Here is a 21,861-nt window from a genome sequence, read left to right as displayed (position 1 = left end):
TTCCTCCATGGAAAATGTACGCTGTTCTTGAGGAAAAGTCAAAATATCTGTTAGTAGCTGATCATTTAGGTGAACAAGAAGGATTTAAAGATAAGGAAAATCTAAAGCAACGATTAAAAAAACAGACTGCTTTAAAAAAAACGTTGTATAAAAAAAGGAAAAAACGTATAGTAATTCCAGCGTTTCGAATTTATTGATAAAGAAGGTTAAAGTTATGTTTCAGGCATTACCGAATTCTGTCCTGCAAATGAGTGTTATTTTTTTATCTATCGTCATTGAAGCCTTGCCCTTTGTCCTATTGGGCTGCTTGATATCAGGTGCTTTACAAGTCTTCTTGACGCCAGAAAGAGTCACGAGACTCTTACCAAAAAACAAATTGGCATCGATCACTGTTGGTTGTGGTCTGGGGGTCTTTTTTCCTTCCTGCGAATGTGGGATCGTACCGATCGTTAATCAGTTCGTAAAAAAAGACGTGCCAGTGTACACGGCATTTGCCTTTATGCTAACTGCGCCGATCATCAATCCTATCGTGATTTTTTCGACATTCATTGCCTTTGGAAATTCCGCGAAGTTCGCCTTTTTGCGTGTGCTGGGCAGCTTATTGGTCGCAATGGTCGTGGGGATCTGGCTGGCGTATTTTAACAAACAAGAGGTCTTAAAAACACGGCTTGCCAATCAATTAAGTGAGGGGAATGAGCAAGCAGCTCATTCACAACATCACGGGCATGACCACGCACACCATCAAACAGAAAAGACCAGTCATCCGCTTCTTCGGCAGATTCGTCATTTGCTGCAGCATAGTTTGGATGAGTTTTTCGATACTGGGCGTTATTTGATCATTGGTGCGTTGATCGCTTCAGCGATGCAGACCTATCTGCCAACTGGCTTGATGCTGACATTAGGCTCCACGAAGCTGTTAGCGGTTTTCGTCATGCTGCTGTTGGCACTGACATTATCCCTATGTTCCGAAGCAGATGCCTTTATCGGCTCTTCGTTGTTGAGTTTATTCGGCACTGGACCAGTCGTCGGTTTCCTGGTTTTTGGTCCAATGGTAGATATTAAAAACCTGTTGATGATGAAGCGGTACTTTTCGGGGCGTTTTATCGCTTCTCTGGTTGGTTTAGTCGCAATCGTCGTTTCAATTTATGCATGGGTGGTGTAAAGAATGATTCGTTTTTTGATCTTATCAGGCTATTTTGAATTAATGATGTATTTGCAAGTGACGGGCAAACTCAATCAGTTTATCAACATTCATTATCGCTATCTCGCTATTTTATCTATGATCATTTCTTTATTGTTGGCTTTGGTCCAGCTGTACTTTTGGGTCAAACAAGAGCCCGAGCATCATCATGACGACGAGCACCAGCATGGATTAGAGAAAAAATACCAACGAGTGATTGCGTATTTTCTATTAGCCTTACCGATCATCGTGGGTCTCTTTTTTCCCACCGTTAGCTTGGATACGACGATCGTTGAAGCAAAAGGGTTTAATTTCCCCCTAAGTGAAGAATCTGTGGGGGATCCAGAAATGACGACCCAATATCTGAAACCCGATACAAGTCTTTATTTTAACAAAGAAGATTATGACACTCAGATGGATGCAGCCTTGGCACGTTACGCCAAAGATGAGACGATTGCGGTAACGGAAGAAAATTACTTGGAAGTCATGGAGTTGATCTATACGTACCCGAGTGAATTCATTGGTAAGAAAATCACCTATGATGGATTTGTGTACCATGCAGATCAAGATGATGCCAATGAAATCTTTTTGTTTCGTTTTGGCATTATCCATTGTGTGGCTGATTCAGGCGTTTTCGGTTTACGGGTGGAATTGCCGCAGCAAGCGACTGCAGAAAATAACCAGTGGCTCCACGTGGAAGGGACGATCCAATCGAAGTACTATCAACCCTTCAAACGAGACTTGCCGATGGTGGTAGCAGACCAAGAGAAGACGATTGAAGCACCAGAAAACCAGTATGTCTATCGCGCTTTCTAGCTTTTTTTAAGAAAGTTCATAGAAACATCATAAACCTTTGTTATAATGAAGAAAATCTAAGCATATGTTTGTAGTTTTATCAAACGTTTAGTACAATAAAGTAGGAACATATGCTAAAATCTATACAAAAGAGAGGTGTCGTGAAATGGGTTTTACAGATGAAACAGTTCGCTTTGATTTTGATGATAGCCGTAAAAAAGAAGTCAGCGAAACATTAGCTATCGTCTACCGAGCATTAGAGGAAAAAGGATACAATCCGATCAATCAAATCGTCGGTTATCTCCTTTCTGGCGACCCGGCTTACATTCCTCGTTATCGGGATGCCCGGAATTTGATTCGTCGTCACGAACGGGATGAGATCATGGAAGTTCTGATCCGTTATTATTTAGGCAATCACGGGATTAACCTATAATGAGAATCATGGGATTGGATGTTGGTTCGCGGACAGTCGGCGTGGCGGTCAGTGACCCAATGGGCTGGACAGCACAAGGGATCGAGATCATTCGCATCAATGAAGATGAAGGCAATTTCGGTTATGATCGACTTGCTGAATTGGTGAAAGAATATGAAGTCTCACGTTTTGTGGTAGGACTACCTAAAAATATGAATAATACGATCGGACCTAGAGCGGAAGCTTCTATGGCTTACGGCGCAGCGATCGAACAGCAATTCGGTTTGCCTGTCGTTTACCAAGACGAACGTCTGACGACCGTTCAAGCAGAACGAATGCTGGTAGAACAGGCGAATACATCGCGTGCCAAACGAAAAAAAGTGATTGATAAATTAGCAGCAGTCATGATTTTGCAGAATTATTTAGATGGTGCTGGGAAACAGCTGTTTTAATTTACAGAAAAGAGGAAAATAAATGTCAGAACATACACACGATCATAACCACGATCACGATCATGAAGGACATGAACACATTACTTTGATCGATGACCAAGGAAATGAAACCTTATACGAAATTCTATTAACGGTTGACGGTACGGAAGAATTCGGCCGCAACTACGTCTTGCTTTATCCAGCAGGCGTACCGGAAGAAGAAGACGTTGAATTACAAGCGTACGCTTATATTGAAAACGAAGACGGTTCTGAAGGTGAATTAGAACAGATCGAAACAGAAGCAGAATGGGATATGATTGAAGAAGTCTTCAACACATTCATGGCGGAAGAAGAAGAATAACAAGCTGCAAGTGCTGATCCTTTCCATAAGGGATCAGCACTTTTTTTGATTTTTAACGACTGTTTATTATAGAAGCAAGCCTGCTTTTTTGAAAGGAATGAGTAAAATGAATCACGTAACGATTTTTGAGCTTGAAAAGATCGCAGAAGAGCAGCTAGTTTTTGCGGTGATCATCAGCAAGTATCAAGAAAAGCTCGTCTATGTCAAACACAAAGAACGAGACACATTAGAAATACCCGGAGGTAAGCGAGAATCAGGAGAAAGCATCACAGCGTGTGCTGCCCATGAATTAAAGGAAGAAACAGGAGCCAAGCACTTTACTCTAGAGCCGTTATTTATCTATGGGGTAGAAAAAGACGGGGAGACCGATTACGGCTTGGTGTTCGAAGCCCAGATCACGGACTTGGAGGATGAGTTGACCTCAGAGATCGAAGCAATCTATGTAAGGGCAAAGCCGCCTGTCAGTTGGACATATCCAACGATTCAGCCGTTGTTATTGGCAGAATATCTTAAACGAACAAAACAATAATTCAGCTAGTTCAAATGGAGGGCTGTCTTGAGTGGAAAAGTAAAGTAAGCCTATTTGACAGGAGTGAGCGAATGAGTTGCGTGATCCTACAATCAGGCGTAGGATAAAAATGTAAACGTTATCTTATCGGAGAGTAGGGAAAGGCATGGAAAAAATCTATCAAGCAAGTACAGCAGAAGGAGCAATTGATTTTATCAATATGCGCGATTTGGAGATCGCCGCAGAGGAAGTGATTCCTAAAGGTGGGTATGGCTATATCAGCAGTGGTGCGGGGGATATTTTTACCTATCAAGAAAATGAACGCGCCTTCAATCACAAATTGATCATTCCTCATGTCTTAAAGGACATTGAATTACCGGACACAACGTTGTCCTTTGGCGGTGACACGTTGTCAGCGCCAATCATTATGGCGCCTGTGGCTGCCCACGGCTTAGCAAATGTTGCGGCAGAGCAAGCGTCAGCCAAAGGTGTGTCACGTTTTGGCACGATCTATACGGCGAGTTCGTATGCCTCTTGTACGTTGGAAGAAATCCGAGCGGCTGGAGGTCAAGAAGCGCCGCAGTGGTTCCAGTTTTATATGAGTAAAGACGATGGTATTAACAAAGACATCTTGGCGATGGCAAAACGCAATGGCGCCAAAGCGATCGTTTTGACCGCAGATGCAACCGTGGGGGGCAATCGAGAAACGGATCGCCGCAATGGCTTCACCTTTCCGTTGGCAATGCCGATCGTTCAGGCTTATCAATCAGGGATCGGACAAACGATGGATGCCGTTTACGGCTCCTCAAAACAAAAATTAAGTCCTCAGGATGTCGCTTTTATCGCCAAAGAATCTGATTTGCCGGTTTATGTCAAAGGGGTGCAATCAGAAGAAGATGTGGAACGAGCATTAGGGGCAGGTGCACAAGGGATTTGGGTCTCAAATCACGGGGGACGCCAATTGGATGGTGGTCCAGCTTCCTTTGATTCCTTGCAGATCGTGGCTGAAGCAGTAGCAGGTCGGGCGCCGATCATCTTCGATAGCGGGGTACGGCGAGGACAGCATGTCTTTAAAGCGATTGCTTGCGGAGCAGATCTGGTGGCAATCGGTCGACCAGTGATTTATGGGTTGGCTCTAGGTGGCGCCACCGGTGTTCAACAAGTCTTTGATTTCTTCAAAAAAGAATTGGAGATGGTCATGCAGCTTGCGGGGACGCAAACGGTGGCAGATATCAAAAAAGCCGTCTTACGGGACAATCATTATTTATAAGCAATCCCTCAAAAAGCACTCGAGTCGTTGACTCAGGTGCTTTTTTCAATGATCCTTTCTGATCCTGAAGAGCAGAGCCAACAGTTCTTTTCGCCGTAAAAAGTGTATATGATTTTGAAACAATTGCAAAATCCGCTACACTTAAAAGAGACCAATAAACTAAAGGAGAGAGATTGATGATTCCAAAAATTATTCATTATTGCTGGTTTGGCGGCAATCCATTAGGTGAACAAGAAAAGAAATACATGGATACCTGGAAAAAATATTGTCCGGATTATGAGATCAAACGTTGGGATGAATCAACGATCGACCTTTCAAAATTCGGTCCTTATCTAAAAGAGGCCTATGACCAAGAAGAATGGGCATTTGTGTCAGATGTGGTTCGTTTGTATGCGTTAGTGACAGAAGGCGGTATTTATATGGATACTGATATCGAGGTGGTCAAACCTTTAGATGAGCTCTTGACACTGGAGGCATTTATGGGCTTTGAGATCGAAACCAAGATTTCTACTGGGATCATTGGAGCGGTTCCGCACCATCCCTTTATGGAAGAATGGTACCACGATTACGATGACCGAAAATTTGTCCGGGCAGAAAAAACGGAAGATGTCGTCACCAATGTGATCCGAGTGACGAAACTGCTGCAAAACCACGGATTAGAATTGAATAATCAACGACAAACCGTTAAGGGCGTAGAGATCTTCCCGCAAATGACGTTTTCACCAAAAAGCTATATCACGGGTGAGGTCGAGGAAGATCCGAGTACGATGGTGATCCATCAGTTTTCTGGCTCTTGGTTATAAAAGAGTAAGTCTATGAAAGGACGGACAGTGGGGAAAGCTGTCCGCCCTTTTTGCTTTTGCAAGGGATAATGGAGATGTGATAGAATAGCTTGATAAAAAAGGAGGCGTTTTGATGGCTATCAAACGATGTACTTTGGCAGATTTAGAAGAATTGGGAGAAATCAGCGTATCCACCTATTACGATACATTTGCTCCTTTCAATACGGAGGAAAATACCCGCATCTATCTAGAAGAAGCCTACAATCTGCCGAAACTGACCCGAGAGTTAGAAAATCCGCAATCGGCGTTTTATTTTTTGCAAGAAAATGATCAAACCGTAGGGTATATCAAACTTAACTGGGGGGAGGCACAGACGGAAGCGATCGCCCCAGAGGGGTTGGAAATTGAACGGATCTATATCAAAAAAGAACATAAGCGGATGGGCTATGGCAAAACACTGCTGCTGTTTGCCCAAGAGACCGCCAAAGAGCTGCAGAAAAAGTCGATCTGGTTAGGCGTTTGGGAATTTAACGACAATGCGTTGGCTTTTTATCATACGATGGGCTTTGAAAGAGTTGGCAGTCATTCCTTTTTTATGGGGGATGATGAGCAGACGGATTTCTTGATGCTGAAAGAGCTTTGAGTGCCGCCTTGTATGAGGAATTAGAAATTACTTTCCATTTTTTTGGCAATCAAGTATAGTTAAAGGGATTGATGAAAAAAGAACGATTGGTGAAAACCATCGCTAAGGAGAGCAATTGTAAATGGAAAAACAGAGAAACGAAAGTATTTTGTCACGTTTTCTTAAAGGCGTGGTGATTGCCTTGGGCTTTATCTTGCCTGGTGTTTCAGGTGGCGTATTGGCAGCCATCTTAGGCATTTATGAGCGGATGCTGCGCTTTATGGCACATCTGACGAAGAATTTTAAAGAGAATTTCCTCTTTTTCCTACCAGTAGGGATCGGGGGAATCGTAGGGATCGGTCTTTTATCGAAGCCATTAGAGTGGTTGCTGCAAAATTATCAAATCATCGTTTTGTGGGGCTTTGCGGGGGCAATTATTGGGACATTACCGGCACTTGCCAAAGAATCTACTTTAAAAAGCAAACGAACAACCGGTGATTTGATTTGGTTCTTCGGCAGTATGGTCATCGGCTTCTTGTTCCTCTATTTTATGGGCGATATCTTAGGAACGATCCCTGCCAATTTCATAGGTTTTGTGATCGCCGGCGGTCTGATCGCGTTAGGTGTTTTGGTTCCCGGCTTGAGTCCTTCAAACCTTTTGCTCGTTCTGGGCCTTTATGATCCGATGTTGAAAGGCTTTAAGAGCTTTGACATCATGGGTGTCTTTCTACCGATCGCCATTGGCGGCTTGGCAGTGATGCTGTTGTTTTCGAAATTGATGGAGTGGCTATTGACGCATTATCATTCAAAAGTCTATCACTTCATTTTAGGGATCGTTATTGCCTCAACGGGTTTGATCGTGATTCCTCCGGTGGCAAACTATAGCGGCTTTACTTGGGTAACGGCCGTCATCGGAATTATCTTGTTTGTCTTGGGGGCTTGGTTAGGTCTTTGGATGAGCAAGCTGGAAGAAAAATACAAGTAAATCAAAACGGCACATCGTTTGGCGATGTGCCGTTTTTGTTAGGTTATGATTCGGGCAGCTAAGAGAAAGCGTTGGTGGACAGCCAGTAGTAAAAAGATGGGAACGTTTGATAACGATGTGATACAGGTTTAAAAACTGTTATATTTTTGTTGAAAGATTTCCTAGTGTTTGGTATATTGTAGTCTATATAAAGAAGAATTTCCCATGTGTTACAGTTTAGATAATTGTTTGAGGTTATTGAGAAAAAGGAGGGACAAGCATGCAAGATGCGACCTATTGGGCGGAACAATTGCGGCAAGGACAAATCAGCTTTGCCGAGCGGGTGGCGATGATCGAAGAAAAAGTCAATCAACAAAATTCGCTTTTGAATGCGCTTGTAACATTTGATCCGCAAGCAGCGATCCAGCATTACGAGCAGCATCTTCAAAAAACGGTTTTTGGTGGACAACCCATGCCGTTAAAAATACTCGGCCAAACCAAAGCAGGGTGGCCAGCAACGTCAGGAGCCAAACTGTTTGCAAAAGCACGAGCCAGCCGCACGGCTCATTTTGTCTCTCGTTTAGAAGAGGCGGGCTTTGTGCCGTTAGGGCAAACCAATGCACCAGAATTTGGATTCAAAAATATCACTGATCCAACATTGTATGGACCTACACGTAATCCGTGGAATCCTGCCTATTCAGCTGGTGGTTCCAGTGGTGGTGCGGCAGCGGCAGTGGCTTCGGGGATGTTTCCGATTGCAGGTGCCAGTGATGGCGGCGGATCGATCCGCATTCCAGCTTCCTTTAGCGGATTGATCGGTTTGAAGCCAACCCGTGGCACGATGCCAGTGGGTCCTAGTGAATGGCGCAGCTGGCAAGGCGCTTCCATCAACTTTGCGTTGACGCTTTCTATGCGTGATACGGAACAGTTGTTTTATGCGTTGCGGACGTCACAGCCGGCAGCCCCTTATCAGGCACCGCAAGTAGAATGGCATCATCAGCAAGCAAGTCAAAAACCGCGGTTGAAGGTTGCTTTTACTACCGCATCGCCGACCGGTGGACAAGTGTCTGAAACTGCCATCCAAGCAGTCCGAAGTGCAGCCGCATTTTTAGAAAAGCAGGGGCACGAAGTCATTGAAGTGGGCTATCCAGTGGATGGTCAGCAAATGATGACCACTTATTACGCCATGAATGGTGGCGAAACAGCTGCGATGTTTGCTGAGATCGATGCTGCTCGTCAGGAACCGGTCAGACGGGAAGAGATGGAATTGATGACCTGGGCACTTTACCAATATGGCAAAAAACTGCCGGTCGCCGATTACGTTCTTGCCTTGCAGTGGTGGGATCAGCTGGCAGAAAAAATGGAAGAAGTCTTTTCGACCTATGATCTCTTTTTAACACCGACGACAGCTTTTCCAGCCCCTTTGATCGAGGAAGACTTACAAAGCGATAGCATACGCCAAAGACTGCATGAGATCGAGACGCTTGGAAAAAGTGCTGCGGGTGAGTTGATCGAAGAAATGTTTGCCAAGAGCTATGCTCTGACACCTTACACTCAATTAGCCAATTTAACCGGGCAGCCAGCCATCAGCTTGCCAACTGCTCTCAGTGAGGAAGGGTTGCCGCTAGGGATCCAATTTATGGCGTCTAAAGGCAGAGAAGATCTGCTTTTCCAAGGCGGCTATATATTTGAAACACAGCAACGATTTCTGTTGCCAAAACAAGGAAACTAAGAGGAGGATATTATGAAACAAGTTAGAAAAGGGAAAATCGTTGCAATGGTTGGCTTTTTAGGTTTATTTACGGGGGTCCTGTTAAGTGCCTGCAGCAAACCAACGGAAGAAGACTCAAGTCTAAGCAAGGTGGAAGAAGCCAAAACATTGGTTGTTGCTACTTCGGGAACCTTGTATCCATCGTCTTACTATAACGATAAAAATGAATTAGTGGGCTATGATGTCGATGTGGCAAAAGAAGTCGCCAAACGATTAGGCGTAGAGATCACATTTAAAGAGTACAATGTCGATGGACAAGTTTCTTCTTTAACACGTGGAGAAGCCGATTTTGCTGCCAACGATTTTGGTTTGACGGATGAACGGGCGGAAAAATTCAGTCTCTCAACGCCTATCAAATACTCGTTCGATAGTATGATCGTGCGTAAAAGTGATGACTCAGGGATTGCTTCTTTAGAAGATTTGGATGGCAAAAAAGCTGCTGGTGAACCGAATACCAGCTACATGCGCTTAGCCGAATCTTATGGGGCAGAATTAGTGACTTACGACAACGCAACGAATGATCAGTATTTGACAGATGTTGCGAATGGTCGAACGGATGTGATCTTGAATGATTACTATTTGCAAAAAATGGCGGTTGCTGCTTTGCCAGATATCCCTGTAAAAATTTTAGAAGATGTCTACTTTAATCCGAATGAAACGGGCTTCTTATTTGTGAAGGATCATAAAGCATTGCAGGAAAAAGTGGATGCTGTTTTAGCAGAAATGAAAGAAGACGGCCGTTTAAAAGAACTTGCAGAAACGTATTTTCAAACCGATATTTCAGTAAAATCTGATCAAGCGATCCAAACGGTTGAAACAGACTAATGTATATTCCAACCCTTGATTTGCCGTTGATGTGGGACTCATTGCCCTATTTGCTGTCGGGCTTGTCCTATACGGTCGGCATTGCTGTCGTTTCTTTTCTAGGTGGCAACCTCTTAGGGATCATGCTCACCTTCTTAGGGATGCTGGAAAACCCCATCATTAGAGGGTTCGTGCGGGGCTATCTCTCATTTCTAAGAGGCGTCCCAGCGTTGGTCTTGTTGTTCCTACTGTATTTTGGCTTGCCCTATCAATTGTCGGCGCTTAGTGCTGCGATCATCTGTTTTACATTGACCAGCAGCGCATTTATCGGGGAAATATACCGAGGATCAATTGCTGGAGTGGATCGTGGGCAATTTGATGCTGCCTATGCGTTAGGGTTATCATTTACGAAAACGATGCGTCTGATTATTTTGCCGCAAGCTTTTCGTATATCTGTACCGGCATTGAGTAATGTGGCAATGGATTTGTTGAAAGGAACCTCCTTGGCAGCAATGATCACGATTCCTGATATTTTTCAAAAAGCCAAGATCGTTGGCGGACGAACTTTTGATTACATGTCCATGTACGTGCTAGTTGCCATCATCTATTGGTTGTTGTGCATTTTGATTGAAGCCGGGCAAAAGCGATTAGAACAACATTTTTCAAAACGCTTTGCTGCTAATGAGGCTGTAAGACAATAAAAAAAGAGCTGAGGCTCGATCACTGCAGAAATCACTCTCTTCTTGAATTGATTTCTGCAGTTTTTGTATTTGAAAAGATAGAAGAAAGGAGATTGCCATAGTAAAACAATGAGCGAAGGCAAGGAAGATAGAGAAATTTCTGTAATGTCAAACTAGTTTCAGTATGAAAATGGTGCTGACCAAGTTATTTTCCTTCACTTAAACAGTCTATATTTCATTCGTTCGGCTCAAGTGATTCATGGTAAAATAAAGAAAAGCAAATCGAGGAGGGTCCTTATGAAGTATGAATGGCGCAAACTAGAAAAAGAGCTCTATCTTCCCAAAAAACCAACAGTGATCGAGGTGCCAACGTATCAATTTATCAGTTTAAGCGGCAGCGGCAATCCGAATCGACCTGAATTCAGCGAAGAGATCGCCGCTTTATATACGATTTCTTATTCACTCAGGATGGGGTTAAAAAAAGGGGCTTTTGGCAATGAACCCTTTGAATACACGGTCTTTCCTTTAGAAGGTGTGTGGACCTCTCTGAAAAAGCCAGACGGTGCCGTCAACAAAGAAGAATTGATCTACAAAATCATGATTCGCCAACCAGAACCAGTCACGGAAACACTGTTTCAAGAACAGCTCTTGGCCGTCAAAGAGAAGAAAGACAATCCAAATCTAGAAAAGCTCATCTTTGAGCGCTATGAAGAAGGATTGTGTCTGCAAGCAATGCATACAGGCTCTTTTGATACTGAAGCGGAAACATTTGCGCAAATGAAGGAGCTGTTAAAACAAGAACAGTTAGTGATCCGTCCAACGATGGACACGTTCCAGCATCGAGAAATCTATTTGTCTGATCCGCGAAAAGTCTCACCAGATAAAGCCAAAACCGTCCTGCGATGGGCAGTAGAAGTAGAAGGTGGGATTCAGTGAATAAAAACTATTTAAGCATCGACATCGGTGGCACGAAAATCAAATCGGCTGTCATTGATCGTTCGGGGAATATTCTGACACGAGGACGGATGGATACGCCGAAAAGTCTTGCGGAATTTTTGACGGGGATTGAAACGATCGTTGAGGACGTTCATGGAAGCATTCGGGGCATTGCGGTTAGTACCCCGGGAAAAGTCAACCCAGAGACAGGGACAATCTCGTTTGGCGGGGCATTGCCTTTTTTAGATGGGGTCTCCTTAAAACAGCTGCTGGCAAAGTATCAAATGCCGCTTGCTGTGACCAACGATGGCAAAGCAGCCGCATTAGCTGAATGGTGGCTAGGAAACCTTAAAGGGATTCAAAACGGAGCTGCCATAACATTAGGTACTGGTTTGGGCGGTGGCGTAATCGTTGAGGGAAAACTGATCCAAGGTGCACATTTTCAAGCCGGGGAATTAAGTTTTCTACTAAATGCCACTAAGAGAAGTGACACTCAAGAAAACGCTGAGCAACCAGTCAATCAGGGATTGACCCTGCAGCAATTGGCAGGTTTTAGCGGTTCAGCGGTCGCCATGATTCGTCGCAGCGCCCAACTGCTAGGCTTAGCTGATCTTGCGGATGGTGAAGCAGTTTTTGACGCCATCAATCAGAAACAACCACAGGTCTGGGCGCTGTTTACAGCGTATTGCCGAGAAATCGCGTGTGTCATGCTCAATGTTCAAGCCGTGATCGACTTAGAGCGCTTCGTGATTGGCGGGGGCATCAGTGCCCAAGCGATCGTGGTGGAAGAAATCGACCGTCAGTATCAGCAACTGCTAGCTAGTTTACCGATTTTGCAGCAGACTTTGACGAAGCCGGAGATCCAAGCGTGCAAATTTCAAAACGATGCCAACTTATTAGGGGCGCTCTATCATTTCTTTTTGGAACATGAGATGAAATAAAATAGACCAAAAAACTGTCGCGAACCAACGATTCGCGACAGTTTTTTTAGGTTTTTTTCTTGGGGTCTTTGTCTTCGTCACCTAGGTAATCTTTGCTAGTGAAGGCACTGTGGAAGTATTTGCCTTCTTGACCGTAATAGCGGTTATAGCGCTGCTTGAATTTGCGGAACACGTAAACGACAAGAACTTTTAGCAGACAATAAATTGGGATCCCGAAAATCACCCCAACGATCCCCATCAAATCACCCATCACTAATAAAACAACCAGAATCGTAATAGGATGAATTTTCAATCGGTCACCCATCACACGGGGCACGACTAAATCCCCATGAAGCAACTGTACAGCAAACCAAGCAATCAAAAATTTAACCAACATCCCGGTGGAGTCTTGTGCGGCAATGAAAAGTCCCGGGAAAAAGACGATAAAAGGACCAATATAGGGGATGATGCAAAGCAGACCAGCGGCGATCGCCAGAATACTGGCATACTCTAAGCCAATCAATAGGAAAACGACCCAATAGATCGCCCCTAAAATCAAGGAAGAAATGATTTGTCCTTTCAAAAAGGCACCGACTTGTATGTCAGAGATCTTGACGATTTCATTAAAGTCTTTGCGAAAACGTGGTGGCACTAACGAGAGAACCGAAAAATAAAACTTGTTGGGGTTGCGCAATAAGAAAAAGGCAATGATCGGTCCCGTAAACAAAGCGATGAACAAGGTCGATATCGTTGAAAACAAACTGCTGAGCCCAGCAGCACCAGTTTCCCAATAGTCCCCAATAAAACTCATGATGTTGTTGGTGATATTTTGCAATGTGTCTGTAATTTGTGCCATCTCATCTTGAAACGGGGTATTTTCTAAAAAGGCGGTCGCGTTTTTCTCAAAGTCACTGACCAAACTTGGTAAGCTGTTGATCAGATCGGTGGTTTGCTGCTCCAAAATCGGGTAAAGCTGGAAACCAGCAAAGACGATCAACAAAAGAATCAAAAGATAGATCCCAGCAATCGAAACACTGCGGGGAATTTTTTTCGATTCCAATTTATCGACCACCGGGTTAAACAGATAGTAAAGGATCAGCCCAAATAAAAAGGGGGGGATAATAGCTGTAAGTATGGCTGAAAAGGGTGTAAATAAAAAAGAAATCTGATTTAGCAAAAAGACAGCAACTGCCGACAAGATAATCAGTCCTAAGACATAATAGCTTGTTTTGCCGCCTAAAAAGTGGATCAATCGGTTATTTTTCATAATAAGCCTCGCTTTCTTAGCTACATTATAACGAAAGACCCCTATTCTGTAAAAAAACAACGTACCTTTTGAAAAAACTACGCTCATATTCTCAATATCTTTATAATGAAAGAATATCTTTGATAAAGGGTTAACTGGTGGCATCTTTCTTCAAAGCAGGCCAAAAATGCTCCCGTGTTTACAACACAGGAGCGAAAAGAATTATTTGCGCACTGTCGTCAAGGTACAGCGACCAACGGCAGTTTTTAACCCGCTAGCTAACCAAATAGTGGCTTGCCAAGTTTGGATACGAGCGCCGATACGATCAGGACTAGCTTCTACGATCAGGGTTCCTTCTTGAGCGGCGGCTAGATGGTTGACTTGTAGGTCAACGCCGGCGGCGAAGGCTTCTTCTTGAGCCAAAGCTTGATTGGCGCCGATGCTGCAGGCAGTCTCGATCAAAACGCCGTTAATGCCACCGTGAACGAGACCAAAAGGCTGTTTGTGCTGTTCTTTGATGGGCATCCGTAAACGAACAAAATCGGCTGTTGCTGCTTCTACTTCGATTTCTAAGGCTTCTAGTAAGTTCATTTTTTGCTCCTTTTTCTAAGAAAGTTACCATGATTATAGCACGAGTTTTGTTAGAAATAGCCGAAGTTCTCAGAAAGTCGGCAACAGGGGGAGAAGTCTTAAGAAATTCCCTTAACCAAAGCAATTTCTAACGAAAAGCGACTAGATATGTGTATAATAGAGCTATGTGAATTGAGGAGGAACAAGTAATGAGAGAATGGAAAACCTTAAAGGAATATGATGAAATTTTATTTGAACAACATGGAAAAGTGGCGAAGATCACGATCAACCGCCCAGAAGTCCACAATGCGTTTACACCAAAAACGGTGTTTGAAATGATTGATGCGTTTTCAATCAGTCGCGATGAACCAGGCATCGGGGTGATTATTTTGACAGGCGCCGGCGACAAAGCCTTTTGTTCAGGCGGAGACCAAAAAGTCCGTGGTCACGGTGGCTATGTTGGGGAAGATCAGGTTCCTCGCTTAAACGTATTGGATCTGCAACGCTTGATCCGAACGTTGCCAAAACCGGTGATCGCCATGGTTAAAGGCTGGTCGATCGGCGGCGGAAATGTTTTACAATTGGTTTGTGATTTAACGATTGCCGCTGACAACGCTAAATTTGGTCAAACAGGACCAAATGTCGGTAGTTTTGATGGTGGCTATGGGTCGGGCTATCTTGCACGGACGATCGGACATAAAAAAGCCAAGGAAGTTTGGTTCATGACAAAACAATATACTGCCGAAGAAGCATTGGCGATGAACTGGATCAATACAGTCGTTCCTCTTGATCGAGTAGAAGATGAAACGATGGAATGGGCCGAAACGATGCTGCAAAAGAGCCCGTTGGCGTTACGTATGATCAAAGCATCAATGAATGCCGATACGGATGGATTAGCTGGCATTCAGCAATTAGCTGGCGATGCGACCTTATTGTATTACACGATGGATGAAGCCAAAGAAGGTCGTGACGCGTTTAAAGAAAAACGTCAACCAGACTTCGACCAATTCCCTAAATTCCCATAATGACTGGGAGTTGGCTGCAAAGGCAAGCACAACTTCATCCAGAACGACCAGCTTTTTATTGGCATGAAAAAAGCTGGTCGTTTGCTGCCTTGCAAAAAGAGGTTTATGCTTATGCTGCTTATTATCAAGCCCAATTCGTTGTTCTGCCAAACCGGGTAGCCCTTTTTAGCAATAACTCCCCTGAATTGGTTTTTACGATCCTTGCGTTGTGGGAGTTGGGGATCGAAGTCCAGCTGTTGAATACGCGATTGACAGCCGCTGAAATCACCTTCCAATTGCAAGATGCCCACTGCGACTGGGTGATCACGGCAGATAAGATTGCGGTCTCGGGTGTTCGCAGCATGACCTTTGGACAAGCGATGGAACAGGCGAAGGCTCTTGCCAGTTCTATTGATCCTTCGTTTGTTCCTAATAAAGCAATCTATCAAGCAGAACAAGTAGCTTCGATTATGTATACATCCGGTACGACGGGCAATCCTAAGGGTGTGCCGCAAACCTTTAGGAATCATCTAGCAAGTGCCGAAGCGACTCAAAAGAACTTAACGATCACTAGTGAGGATTGTTGGCTTTGTGCAGTTCCGCTGTATCATATCAGTGGATTATCAATTCTCTTGCGTTCCTTGCGACTTGGAATGAGTGTTCGTTTGTATGAGCGCTTTGATGCTGGAGAAATGGCGAAAGATCTTGAGGCAGGAAAAGGGACGATCGTTTCTTTGGTGGCGAAAATGTTGACAGATTTGCTGCCATTGGTGCCCCAACAAGGCTTTGATTCGTTGCGTTATGTACTGCTAGGCGGCGGGCCCATTGCCAAAAGTATATTGGAAAAATGCCAGCAAAAACAGCTTTCTGTGATCCAATCCTATGGGATGACAGAAACCTGTTCACAAGTGGTGGCATTGCCGCCAGAAAAAGCTTCAGAAAAAATCGGCTCCTCAGGGGTTCCCCTGCAAGGTGTCCATCTACGAATTGCGGTTGATGCGAAAATGGCAGATCATCGGACTGCTGAAAGTACCCAGTCGATCGGAGAGATACAACTGCAAGGACCGGCGATCACGACCCGTTACTTAAACGATCGCAGTCCACAGCAGTGGGACCAAGAGGGCTGGTTTGCCACAGGAGATCTAGGGTATCTTGATCAAGAGGGCTTTTTGTATGTAGTCAGTCGTGCAAGCGAACTGATCATATCTGGTGGAGAAAACATCTATCCCGCAGAAGTGGAGCAAGCCTTGTTGCAGCATCCAGCGGTCAAAGAGGCAGCTGTGGTGGGGGAACCAGACGAGGAGTGGGGACAATCTGTCGCGGCTTATTTAACGTTAAATGAGTCCGTCCGACTCCAAGCGTTGTTGAATACATTAGAAGGGCAGATCGCCCATTATAAATTTCCGCGCCGTTTTTATCACGTGCGAGAAATGCCGCGCACAGCAAGCGGCAAACTTTTAAAACGGCTATTGCTGAGTGAAGAAAGAGTGAACTACATTGAACAGCAAATCATCAAGTAATTATGAAGCAGCGATCGCTGCCGGGAAAACCTATTTGAGTGAGTATCAGCCTTTAAAAAGGTGTGACTTACTGGCTCTTTATGCAGCGGCACAAGAATATCAAGGGGAACGCTATTTCTGGCGTACCCCTGATGAAACGACTAGTCTGGTAGGGTTGGGTTGGTTAGCCACTTTTTCGCAACCTAAACTTGCAGACTTTTCAGAAGTCCGCTCTCTCTTAAAGCAAGCCCACTATCAACCAGAGGCACCTTTTCAGGCGCAGTTAGTTGGCGGCTTTGCTTTTGATGAACAGGCAGAAGTCAGTCAGGATTGGGCTGAGCTAGGTGCCGGTCTCTTTGCGTTGCCAGAAATACTGGTCAGCAAAACTGATGATCAGTGTGGCGTCGTTTATACAGTAGCCGCTTCTTCCGAGGAACAACGACAACAAAAAGTCGCTGCCTTACAGGAAAAAGTCGCAAGCTGGTTGAATGCCAACCCGGACAAGAGTCTTGTAGCAGAAACGCCTGCTTTTCAGGCACAAGAGGAACTAGAGGTGCCCCAATGGCTGCAAGCGGTCGAAGAGACAGTGGCAGCCATTCGCTCGACTGAAACACCGTTGAAAAAAGTGGTTCTGGCCAGGAGAATGAAGATAGAAACGAAGCAGTCGATCATTAGTGCTGCGGTGTTGCAACGGTTGGCGCAACAGCAGCCGAATACCTATCTTTTTGCCATCGAACATGGGGGACATGTTTTTGCTGGTGCGACGCCAGAACGCTTGCTAAAAGCGACTGTCGATCAATTTGAAACGGTAAGTATCGCAGGTTCCGCGCCAAGAGGCAAAACCAAAGAAGAAGATGAGGCACTGGCACAAGCCCTCTTAGCGGACGCAAAAAATACCCATGAACATCAAGTAGTTGTCGATCGCTTGGAAACGGCATTGGCTACTTTGTTAGCTGACGGTTTTCAATCAGAAGCCCGCTCCGTCATCAAGAATCGTGACATTCAGCATTTGTTTGTTCCTTTAGCAGGGCAAAGAAAAGCAGGAGTCAATTTTCTGAGCGCCGTGCAAAAACTACACCCGACCCCAGCATTGGGGGGAGAACCGAAAGAAGCAGCCGTCTCATGGATTCGTACCCATGAACCAGCCAGCAGAGGGATGTACGGTGGACCGATCGGTTGGTTGGGTATTCAAGAAGATATTGGCGAGTTTGCTGTGGCGATCCGCTCAGGATTCTTTAGCGGCAATCAAGCAACGCTGTATGCAGGCTGTGGGATCGTTGCCGATTCAGATGCGGAATCCGAACGTCAAGAAACACGGTTAAAATTTCAACCGATGAGGAGAGGGATCTTAGGAGATGAATAACCAGACAGTCATGACAGACTATTTATTAGCGGCAATCCAAGGACTAAAAGCAGCGGGTGCGAAGCGAGCGGTTATTAGTCCCGGTTCACGCTCAACGCCATTGGCGCTACTATTGCATCGTGATCCTGAGATCACCTGTATGGTGGCTGTCGATGAACGTTCGGCTGCTTTTTTTGCTTTAGGGATGTCCAAAGTTGATCTCCAACCGACAATCTTACTGTGTACTTCTGGAACTGCAGCAGCCAATTATTATCCAGCAATTTGTGAAGCAGAGGCCACCAACTTGCCATTGATCGTCTTAACGGCTGATCGTCCACCAGAACTGCGGGGCGTTGGGGCGCCACAAGCGATGGACCAACAGAATTTGTATGCCTCTCACGTCAAAAAGATGGTAGAGATGACCGTGCCAGAAAACGATCCTGCTTTGTTGCGTTATAGTTTTTGGCAAGCTGCAACTTGCACGATCGAAGCGCAAAAACAGCCGAAAGGCCCGGTCCAAATCAACTTTCCATTACGGGAGCCGCTGTTGCCTGACTTTAGTCGCCAATGCAGTATTCAGCAAGACGTGAGCTATCTGGCACCACAACAAGAGCTGTCAGCAGAGATGATCACCCAGCTAGCCCCTTACTTTGATAAAAAAGGTATTCTGATTGCTGGAGAAAGCCTTACGATCGAAGAAGCGCAGCAGTTGCTGGCTTTTTCAGAGAAATTAGGCTGGCCGATTGTCGGCGATCCATTGACCAATTTGGCGACAGCCGGTACCAAAGTAGGAACATTTATCAGTCAAGCCGATCTTATTTTCCCGCAATTGACTTCTGCCTTCCAACCAGAGGTGGTCGTGCGTTTTGGTCGCTTACCAGTCACTAAAAATGTCCTGTTATGGTTGAACAAAGCAGCGGATACGACGACGTGGCTCTTTGTTGATCCATCGGGGCAGTGGCAAGACCAGTTGCATCGGGCAAACTATTTGATCGAAGCAGCGATCAGCACTTTCGTGGTGGCCATCACCCAGTTGCCGATCGTCAAACATACGGCGTGGCAACAACAATGGCAAGCACTTCAAGCGCGGGCAGATCAGGTGATTGCTGCAAGTCCGCAGTTGAAACAATGGGATGAGAGCAGCGCTGTGCGCATGCTCCAACAATGTCTACCTGAAGAAGCGCAAATTCTTTTGGCAAACAGCAATGCGATCCGTTTCTTTGATCGCTACGGCAGCAAAACTTCCTCCACTTATCGAGTGTATGGAAATCGGGGCGTCAATGGGATCGACGGCCTTGTCTCGACCGTAGCTGGGATTGCTTCAGCCAGTCAAAAGCCTACCTACTTGTTGATTGGTGATTTAGCGTTGTACCATGATATGAACGGCCTACAACTACTGCGTCAGTATCAATTGCCAGTAACGATCATTTTACTGAATAATAACGGTGGTGGGATCTTTTCCTTTTTGTCACAAAACACCTTAGAACCAAACGACTTTGTCCCGCTCTTTGGCACGCCGTTAGACCTTGAGTTTCAAAAAGTGGCGGCCTTATATGAGGCAGATTGGCACACACCGACCTCTTTGCTAGAGTTTCAAACGATTTTAACGGAAACAAGCCAACAGCCGCGTTTTCAAATAATCGAAGTGAAGGGTGAGCCAAAAGATCCGGTTGATACTTGGCAAGCACTGCAACAGCAGTTTAGCGAGGCGGGAGCACAGCAATGAGGGACACGATAAATGGCGTCAGTTATTTTTATCAGTGGTTGCAACCGTACCGACCAGCCTTACCAACCCTTGTGGCATTGCATGGCTTCACGGGTTCTTCGGAAAGTTTTCGACCGCTTTTTGTAGAGGAAGGTTCTTATAATGTATTGGCAGTCGACTTGATTGGACATGGACGGTCATCGATTTATGTCCATCCCATGCGTTATGAACTTCCTTTACTGGTGAAGGATCTCGCACAGCTTTTAGCGAAGTTAGGGATTGAACGCTATGGTCTTTATGGCTACTCGATGGGGGCACGAATCGCACTTGTCTGGGCAGTCAAGGAACCAGCTGCAGTGACCCATCTTTTGCTTGAGAGTGGTTCCCCCGGGTTGGCTGATCCAGCAGAACGACTCGCTCGTCAGCGGCACGATCGCCGCTTAGGATTGCGCTTACTAAGGGAGCCTTTTGTCGATTTTGTCGATTACTGGCAAGAACTGCCGTTGTTTGCTAGTCAAAAGGAGCTGCCCTTAGTGCAGCAGGCTGCTGTACGCCAAGGACGCTTGCAGCAAAATAAATTTGGCTTGGCAGTAAGCTTGGTTTACGGTGGTACTGGCAAACAGCCAAGCTGTTGGTCGGCACTTCCGCAGCTAGCTTGTGAAATTCTTTATTTAGCGGGGGAAAAAGATTTAAAGTTTCGGAAAATCGCCCACCAAATGAAGCAGCTGCAACCAGAGATGACCATCAAAGTCGTTGCTAATGCTGGACATTGTATCCATTTAGAACAGCCGACACAGGTTCGTCATGAAATCGATCAATGGTTTGTAAAAGGATCGAGGCCACAGTCAGCTGATTGACAAGGAGAGAACGCAATGAAGATTGAGAAAATTGAACGCATCGCCTGTCGCTTGCCCCTCAAACAACCTTTTGTGACAAGTTACGGACAATTAACAGAAAAAGCCTTTGATCTTTATTTGGTGACTGCAGAGGATGGAACGGTTGGCATCGGTGAATTGGTCGCTTTTGAGCAGCCAGATTACATTGAAGAAACCCTCTTTTCTGCTCGACAAGTGATTGAAACAGCACTGATCCCATTATTGATTGACCAAGAGATCGAGCATCCGCAAGAAGTTTGGCAATTGTTTCAAACGGTCCAAGGAAACTACATGGCAAAATCGGCTTTAGAAACAGCAATTTGGGATCTATATGGCAAACAAATAGATAAAAGTGTGAAAGACCTGTATACCGCCACCCGACCGAGTGTCGCTGTTGGCGTTAGTATCGGCATGCAAGACTCTGTCGAAAAACTAATGGCTCTTGTTGCCGCTTATGTCGCCCAAGGGTATCAACGAATCAAGTTAAAAATCAAGCCGGGGCAAGATGTGGCACCCTTGCGAGCGATTCGACAAGCCTTTCCAGAATTGCTTTTGATGGCCGATGCGAACGGGGCCTATCAAAATGAGCCTGAACGCATTTTGGCACTTGATGACTTAGGCTTGGTGATGATCGAGCAACCCCTTAAGGTACGAGATCTGGTGGGGCACAGTCAGCTACAGCGACAGATGAAGACGCCTCTATGTTTGGATGAAGATATTCGAACGGCGGAAGACGTCGATACAGTCGCAGCACTGGACAGCTGCCGTGCGATCAACCTGAAAATCCCCCGTGTCGGTGGAATCACCGAAGCTTTGCGAATCCTTGATCGATGTCAAACCCATGGACTGCTTGTTTGGTTAGGCGGCATGTTTGAGTCTGGTGTAGGACGAGCCATGAATTTGCAATTTGCGAGTCAAGATATTTTCCATTTTCCCGGGGACCTTTCCGCTTCTGACCGTTACTTTTATGATGATGTCATTACACAGCCTGCAACTTTGCATAAAGGAAAGCTGCTGGTACCTGATGGAGAGGGCTTTGGTATCACGTTAGCTGAAACAAAGCTAAGTCAATATGGGCAACCTAAAGAACGTATCTACTCAAGAAAAGGGTCAGCGAAAGAATAACATCAGCCAAAGAAAAACAGCGAAAGCAAAAGAAACGGCCAGCAGGGAAATCTGCTGGC

At 45.2% G+C, this 21,861-nt stretch carries 23 protein-coding genes; 21 read left to right on the top strand and 2 right to left on the bottom strand.

What is annotated here, in order from left to right:
• Positions 1–214 precede the first annotated feature (214 nt).
• The 15 genes from IGJ17_RS12875 (at position 215) to IGJ17_RS12805 (ending at position 12,457) form a co-directional block, all read left to right on the top strand.
• The gene (locus IGJ17_RS12875) at positions 215–1,162 is read left to right on the top strand and encodes a permease (RefSeq protein ID WP_244732330.1); all 948 of its coding nucleotides are present in this window, start codon (positions 215–217) and stop codon (positions 1,160–1,162) included.
• A 3-nt stretch (positions 1,163–1,165) separates the two neighbouring features.
• Positions 1,166–1,996, top strand: a complete 831-nt coding sequence (locus IGJ17_RS12870; RefSeq protein ID WP_008380795.1) for a TIGR03943 family putative permease subunit — start codon at positions 1,166–1,168, stop codon at positions 1,994–1,996.
• A 145-nt stretch (positions 1,997–2,141) separates the two neighbouring features.
• A complete protein-coding gene (locus tag IGJ17_RS12865; protein ID WP_005228556.1) occupies positions 2,142–2,408 on the top strand; it encodes an IreB family regulatory phosphoprotein in 267 nt (88 codons plus the stop codon).
• Positions 2,408–2,839 (top strand): Holliday junction resolvase RuvX, encoded by a 432-nt coding sequence (ruvX, locus tag IGJ17_RS12860; RefSeq protein ID WP_005234242.1) that lies wholly within the window; start codon positions 2,408–2,410, stop codon positions 2,837–2,839. Before IGJ17_RS12865 ends, ruvX begins: the two co-directional genes overlap by 1 nt.
• Positions 2,840–2,861: 22 nt before the next feature.
• On the top strand, positions 2,862–3,179 hold the full coding sequence (locus IGJ17_RS12855; RefSeq protein ID WP_005228559.1) for a DUF1292 domain-containing protein: 318 nt from the start codon (positions 2,862–2,864) through the stop codon (positions 3,177–3,179).
• A 106-nt stretch (positions 3,180–3,285) separates the two neighbouring features.
• The gene (locus IGJ17_RS12850) at positions 3,286–3,708 is read left to right on the top strand and encodes an NUDIX hydrolase (protein ID WP_429961479.1); all 423 of its coding nucleotides are present in this window, start codon (positions 3,286–3,288) and stop codon (positions 3,706–3,708) included.
• 145 nt (positions 3,709–3,853) lie between these two features.
• Positions 3,854–4,957, top strand: coding sequence for an alpha-hydroxy-acid oxidizing protein (locus IGJ17_RS12845; protein ID WP_429961478.1), 1,104 nt, complete (start codon positions 3,854–3,856; stop codon positions 4,955–4,957).
• Positions 4,958–5,133: 176 nt separating this feature from the next.
• On the top strand, positions 5,134–5,760 hold the full coding sequence (locus IGJ17_RS12840; RefSeq protein WP_429961477.1) for a glycosyltransferase family 32 protein: 627 nt from the start codon (positions 5,134–5,136) through the stop codon (positions 5,758–5,760).
• Between the two features lie 112 nt (positions 5,761–5,872).
• Positions 5,873–6,382, top strand: a complete 510-nt coding sequence (locus IGJ17_RS12835; protein ID WP_086297857.1) for a GNAT family N-acetyltransferase — start codon at positions 5,873–5,875, stop codon at positions 6,380–6,382.
• Positions 6,383–6,503: 121 nt separating this feature from the next.
• Positions 6,504–7,346, top strand: coding sequence for a DUF368 domain-containing protein (locus IGJ17_RS12830; protein ID WP_005234267.1), 843 nt, complete (start codon positions 6,504–6,506; stop codon positions 7,344–7,346).
• Positions 7,347–7,605: 259 nt separating this feature from the next.
• On the top strand, positions 7,606–9,057 hold the full coding sequence (locus IGJ17_RS12825; protein ID WP_429961476.1) for an amidase: 1,452 nt from the start codon (positions 7,606–7,608) through the stop codon (positions 9,055–9,057).
• 12 nt (positions 9,058–9,069) lie between these two features.
• The gene (locus tag IGJ17_RS12820; protein ID WP_086297847.1) at positions 9,070–9,921 is read left to right on the top strand and encodes a transporter substrate-binding domain-containing protein; all 852 of its coding nucleotides are present in this window, start codon (positions 9,070–9,072) and stop codon (positions 9,919–9,921) included.
• Complete coding sequence (locus IGJ17_RS12815; protein WP_005234278.1) at positions 9,921–10,601, top strand: amino acid ABC transporter permease; 681 nt, start codon at positions 9,921–9,923, stop codon at positions 10,599–10,601. The genes IGJ17_RS12820 and IGJ17_RS12815 overlap by 1 nt, the downstream gene beginning before the upstream one ends.
• Before the next feature lie 276 nt (positions 10,602–10,877).
• Positions 10,878–11,516: a GyrI-like domain-containing protein gene (locus IGJ17_RS12810; RefSeq protein WP_060792813.1), complete on the top strand. Its 639-nt coding sequence runs from the start codon at positions 10,878–10,880 to the stop codon at positions 11,514–11,516.
• Positions 11,513–12,457 (top strand): ROK family protein, encoded by a 945-nt coding sequence (locus tag IGJ17_RS12805; RefSeq protein ID WP_005234281.1) that lies wholly within the window; start codon positions 11,513–11,515, stop codon positions 12,455–12,457. The genes IGJ17_RS12810 and IGJ17_RS12805 overlap by 4 nt, the downstream gene beginning before the upstream one ends.
• A gap of 46 nt (positions 12,458–12,503) precedes the next feature.
• Here IGJ17_RS12805 and IGJ17_RS12800 read toward each other — a convergent pair whose 3' ends face one another.
• Together IGJ17_RS12800 and IGJ17_RS12795 are read right to left on the bottom strand one after the other, a co-directional pair.
• On the bottom strand, positions 12,504–13,703 hold the full coding sequence (locus tag IGJ17_RS12800; RefSeq protein WP_301388765.1) for an AI-2E family transporter: 1,200 nt from the start codon (positions 13,701–13,703) through the stop codon (positions 12,504–12,506).
• A gap of 201 nt (positions 13,704–13,904) precedes the next feature.
• Complete coding sequence (locus IGJ17_RS12795; protein WP_005234285.1) at positions 13,905–14,273, bottom strand: PaaI family thioesterase; 369 nt, start codon at positions 14,271–14,273, stop codon at positions 13,905–13,907.
• Positions 14,274–14,461: 188 nt separating this feature from the next.
• On the opposite strand from IGJ17_RS12795, the gene menB reads away from it, so the two are divergent.
• The 6 genes from menB to menC are packed head-to-tail and all read left to right on the top strand — an operon-like array spanning position 14,462 to position 21,802.
• A complete protein-coding gene (menB, locus tag IGJ17_RS12790; protein ID WP_005228595.1) occupies positions 14,462–15,277 on the top strand; it encodes a 1,4-dihydroxy-2-naphthoyl-CoA synthase in 816 nt (271 codons plus the stop codon).
• A complete protein-coding gene (gene menE, locus IGJ17_RS12785; protein ID WP_301388762.1) occupies positions 15,277–16,776 on the top strand; it encodes an o-succinylbenzoate--CoA ligase in 1,500 nt (499 codons plus the stop codon). Before menB ends, menE begins: the two co-directional genes overlap by 1 nt.
• Positions 16,754–18,118 (top strand): isochorismate synthase, encoded by a 1,365-nt coding sequence (locus IGJ17_RS12780; protein ID WP_429961475.1) that lies wholly within the window; start codon positions 16,754–16,756, stop codon positions 18,116–18,118. Before menE ends, IGJ17_RS12780 begins: the two co-directional genes overlap by 23 nt.
• Positions 18,111–19,823, top strand: coding sequence for a 2-succinyl-5-enolpyruvyl-6-hydroxy-3-cyclohexene-1-carboxylic-acid synthase (gene menD, locus IGJ17_RS12775; protein WP_429961474.1), 1,713 nt, complete (start codon positions 18,111–18,113; stop codon positions 19,821–19,823). Before IGJ17_RS12780 ends, menD begins: the two co-directional genes overlap by 8 nt.
• Entirely contained in the window at positions 19,820–20,659 is an 840-nt protein-coding gene (menH, locus tag IGJ17_RS12770; RefSeq protein WP_429961473.1) for a 2-succinyl-6-hydroxy-2,4-cyclohexadiene-1-carboxylate synthase, read from the top strand. Before menD ends, menH begins: the two co-directional genes overlap by 4 nt.
• Before the next feature lie 15 nt (positions 20,660–20,674).
• Positions 20,675–21,802: an o-succinylbenzoate synthase gene (gene menC, locus IGJ17_RS12765; RefSeq protein ID WP_429961472.1), complete on the top strand. Its 1,128-nt coding sequence runs from the start codon at positions 20,675–20,677 to the stop codon at positions 21,800–21,802.
• Positions 21,803–21,861: the final 59 nt, after the last annotated feature.

The sequence above is a fragment of the Enterococcus sp. DIV1096b genome (assembly GCF_050498765.1).
Taxonomy (GTDB): Bacteria; Bacillota; Bacilli; order Lactobacillales; family Enterococcaceae; genus Enterococcus_D; species Enterococcus_D entomosocium.
The sequence above is the reverse complement of the archived record's forward strand: the minus strand, read 5'-3'. Positions and strand labels throughout refer to the sequence as shown.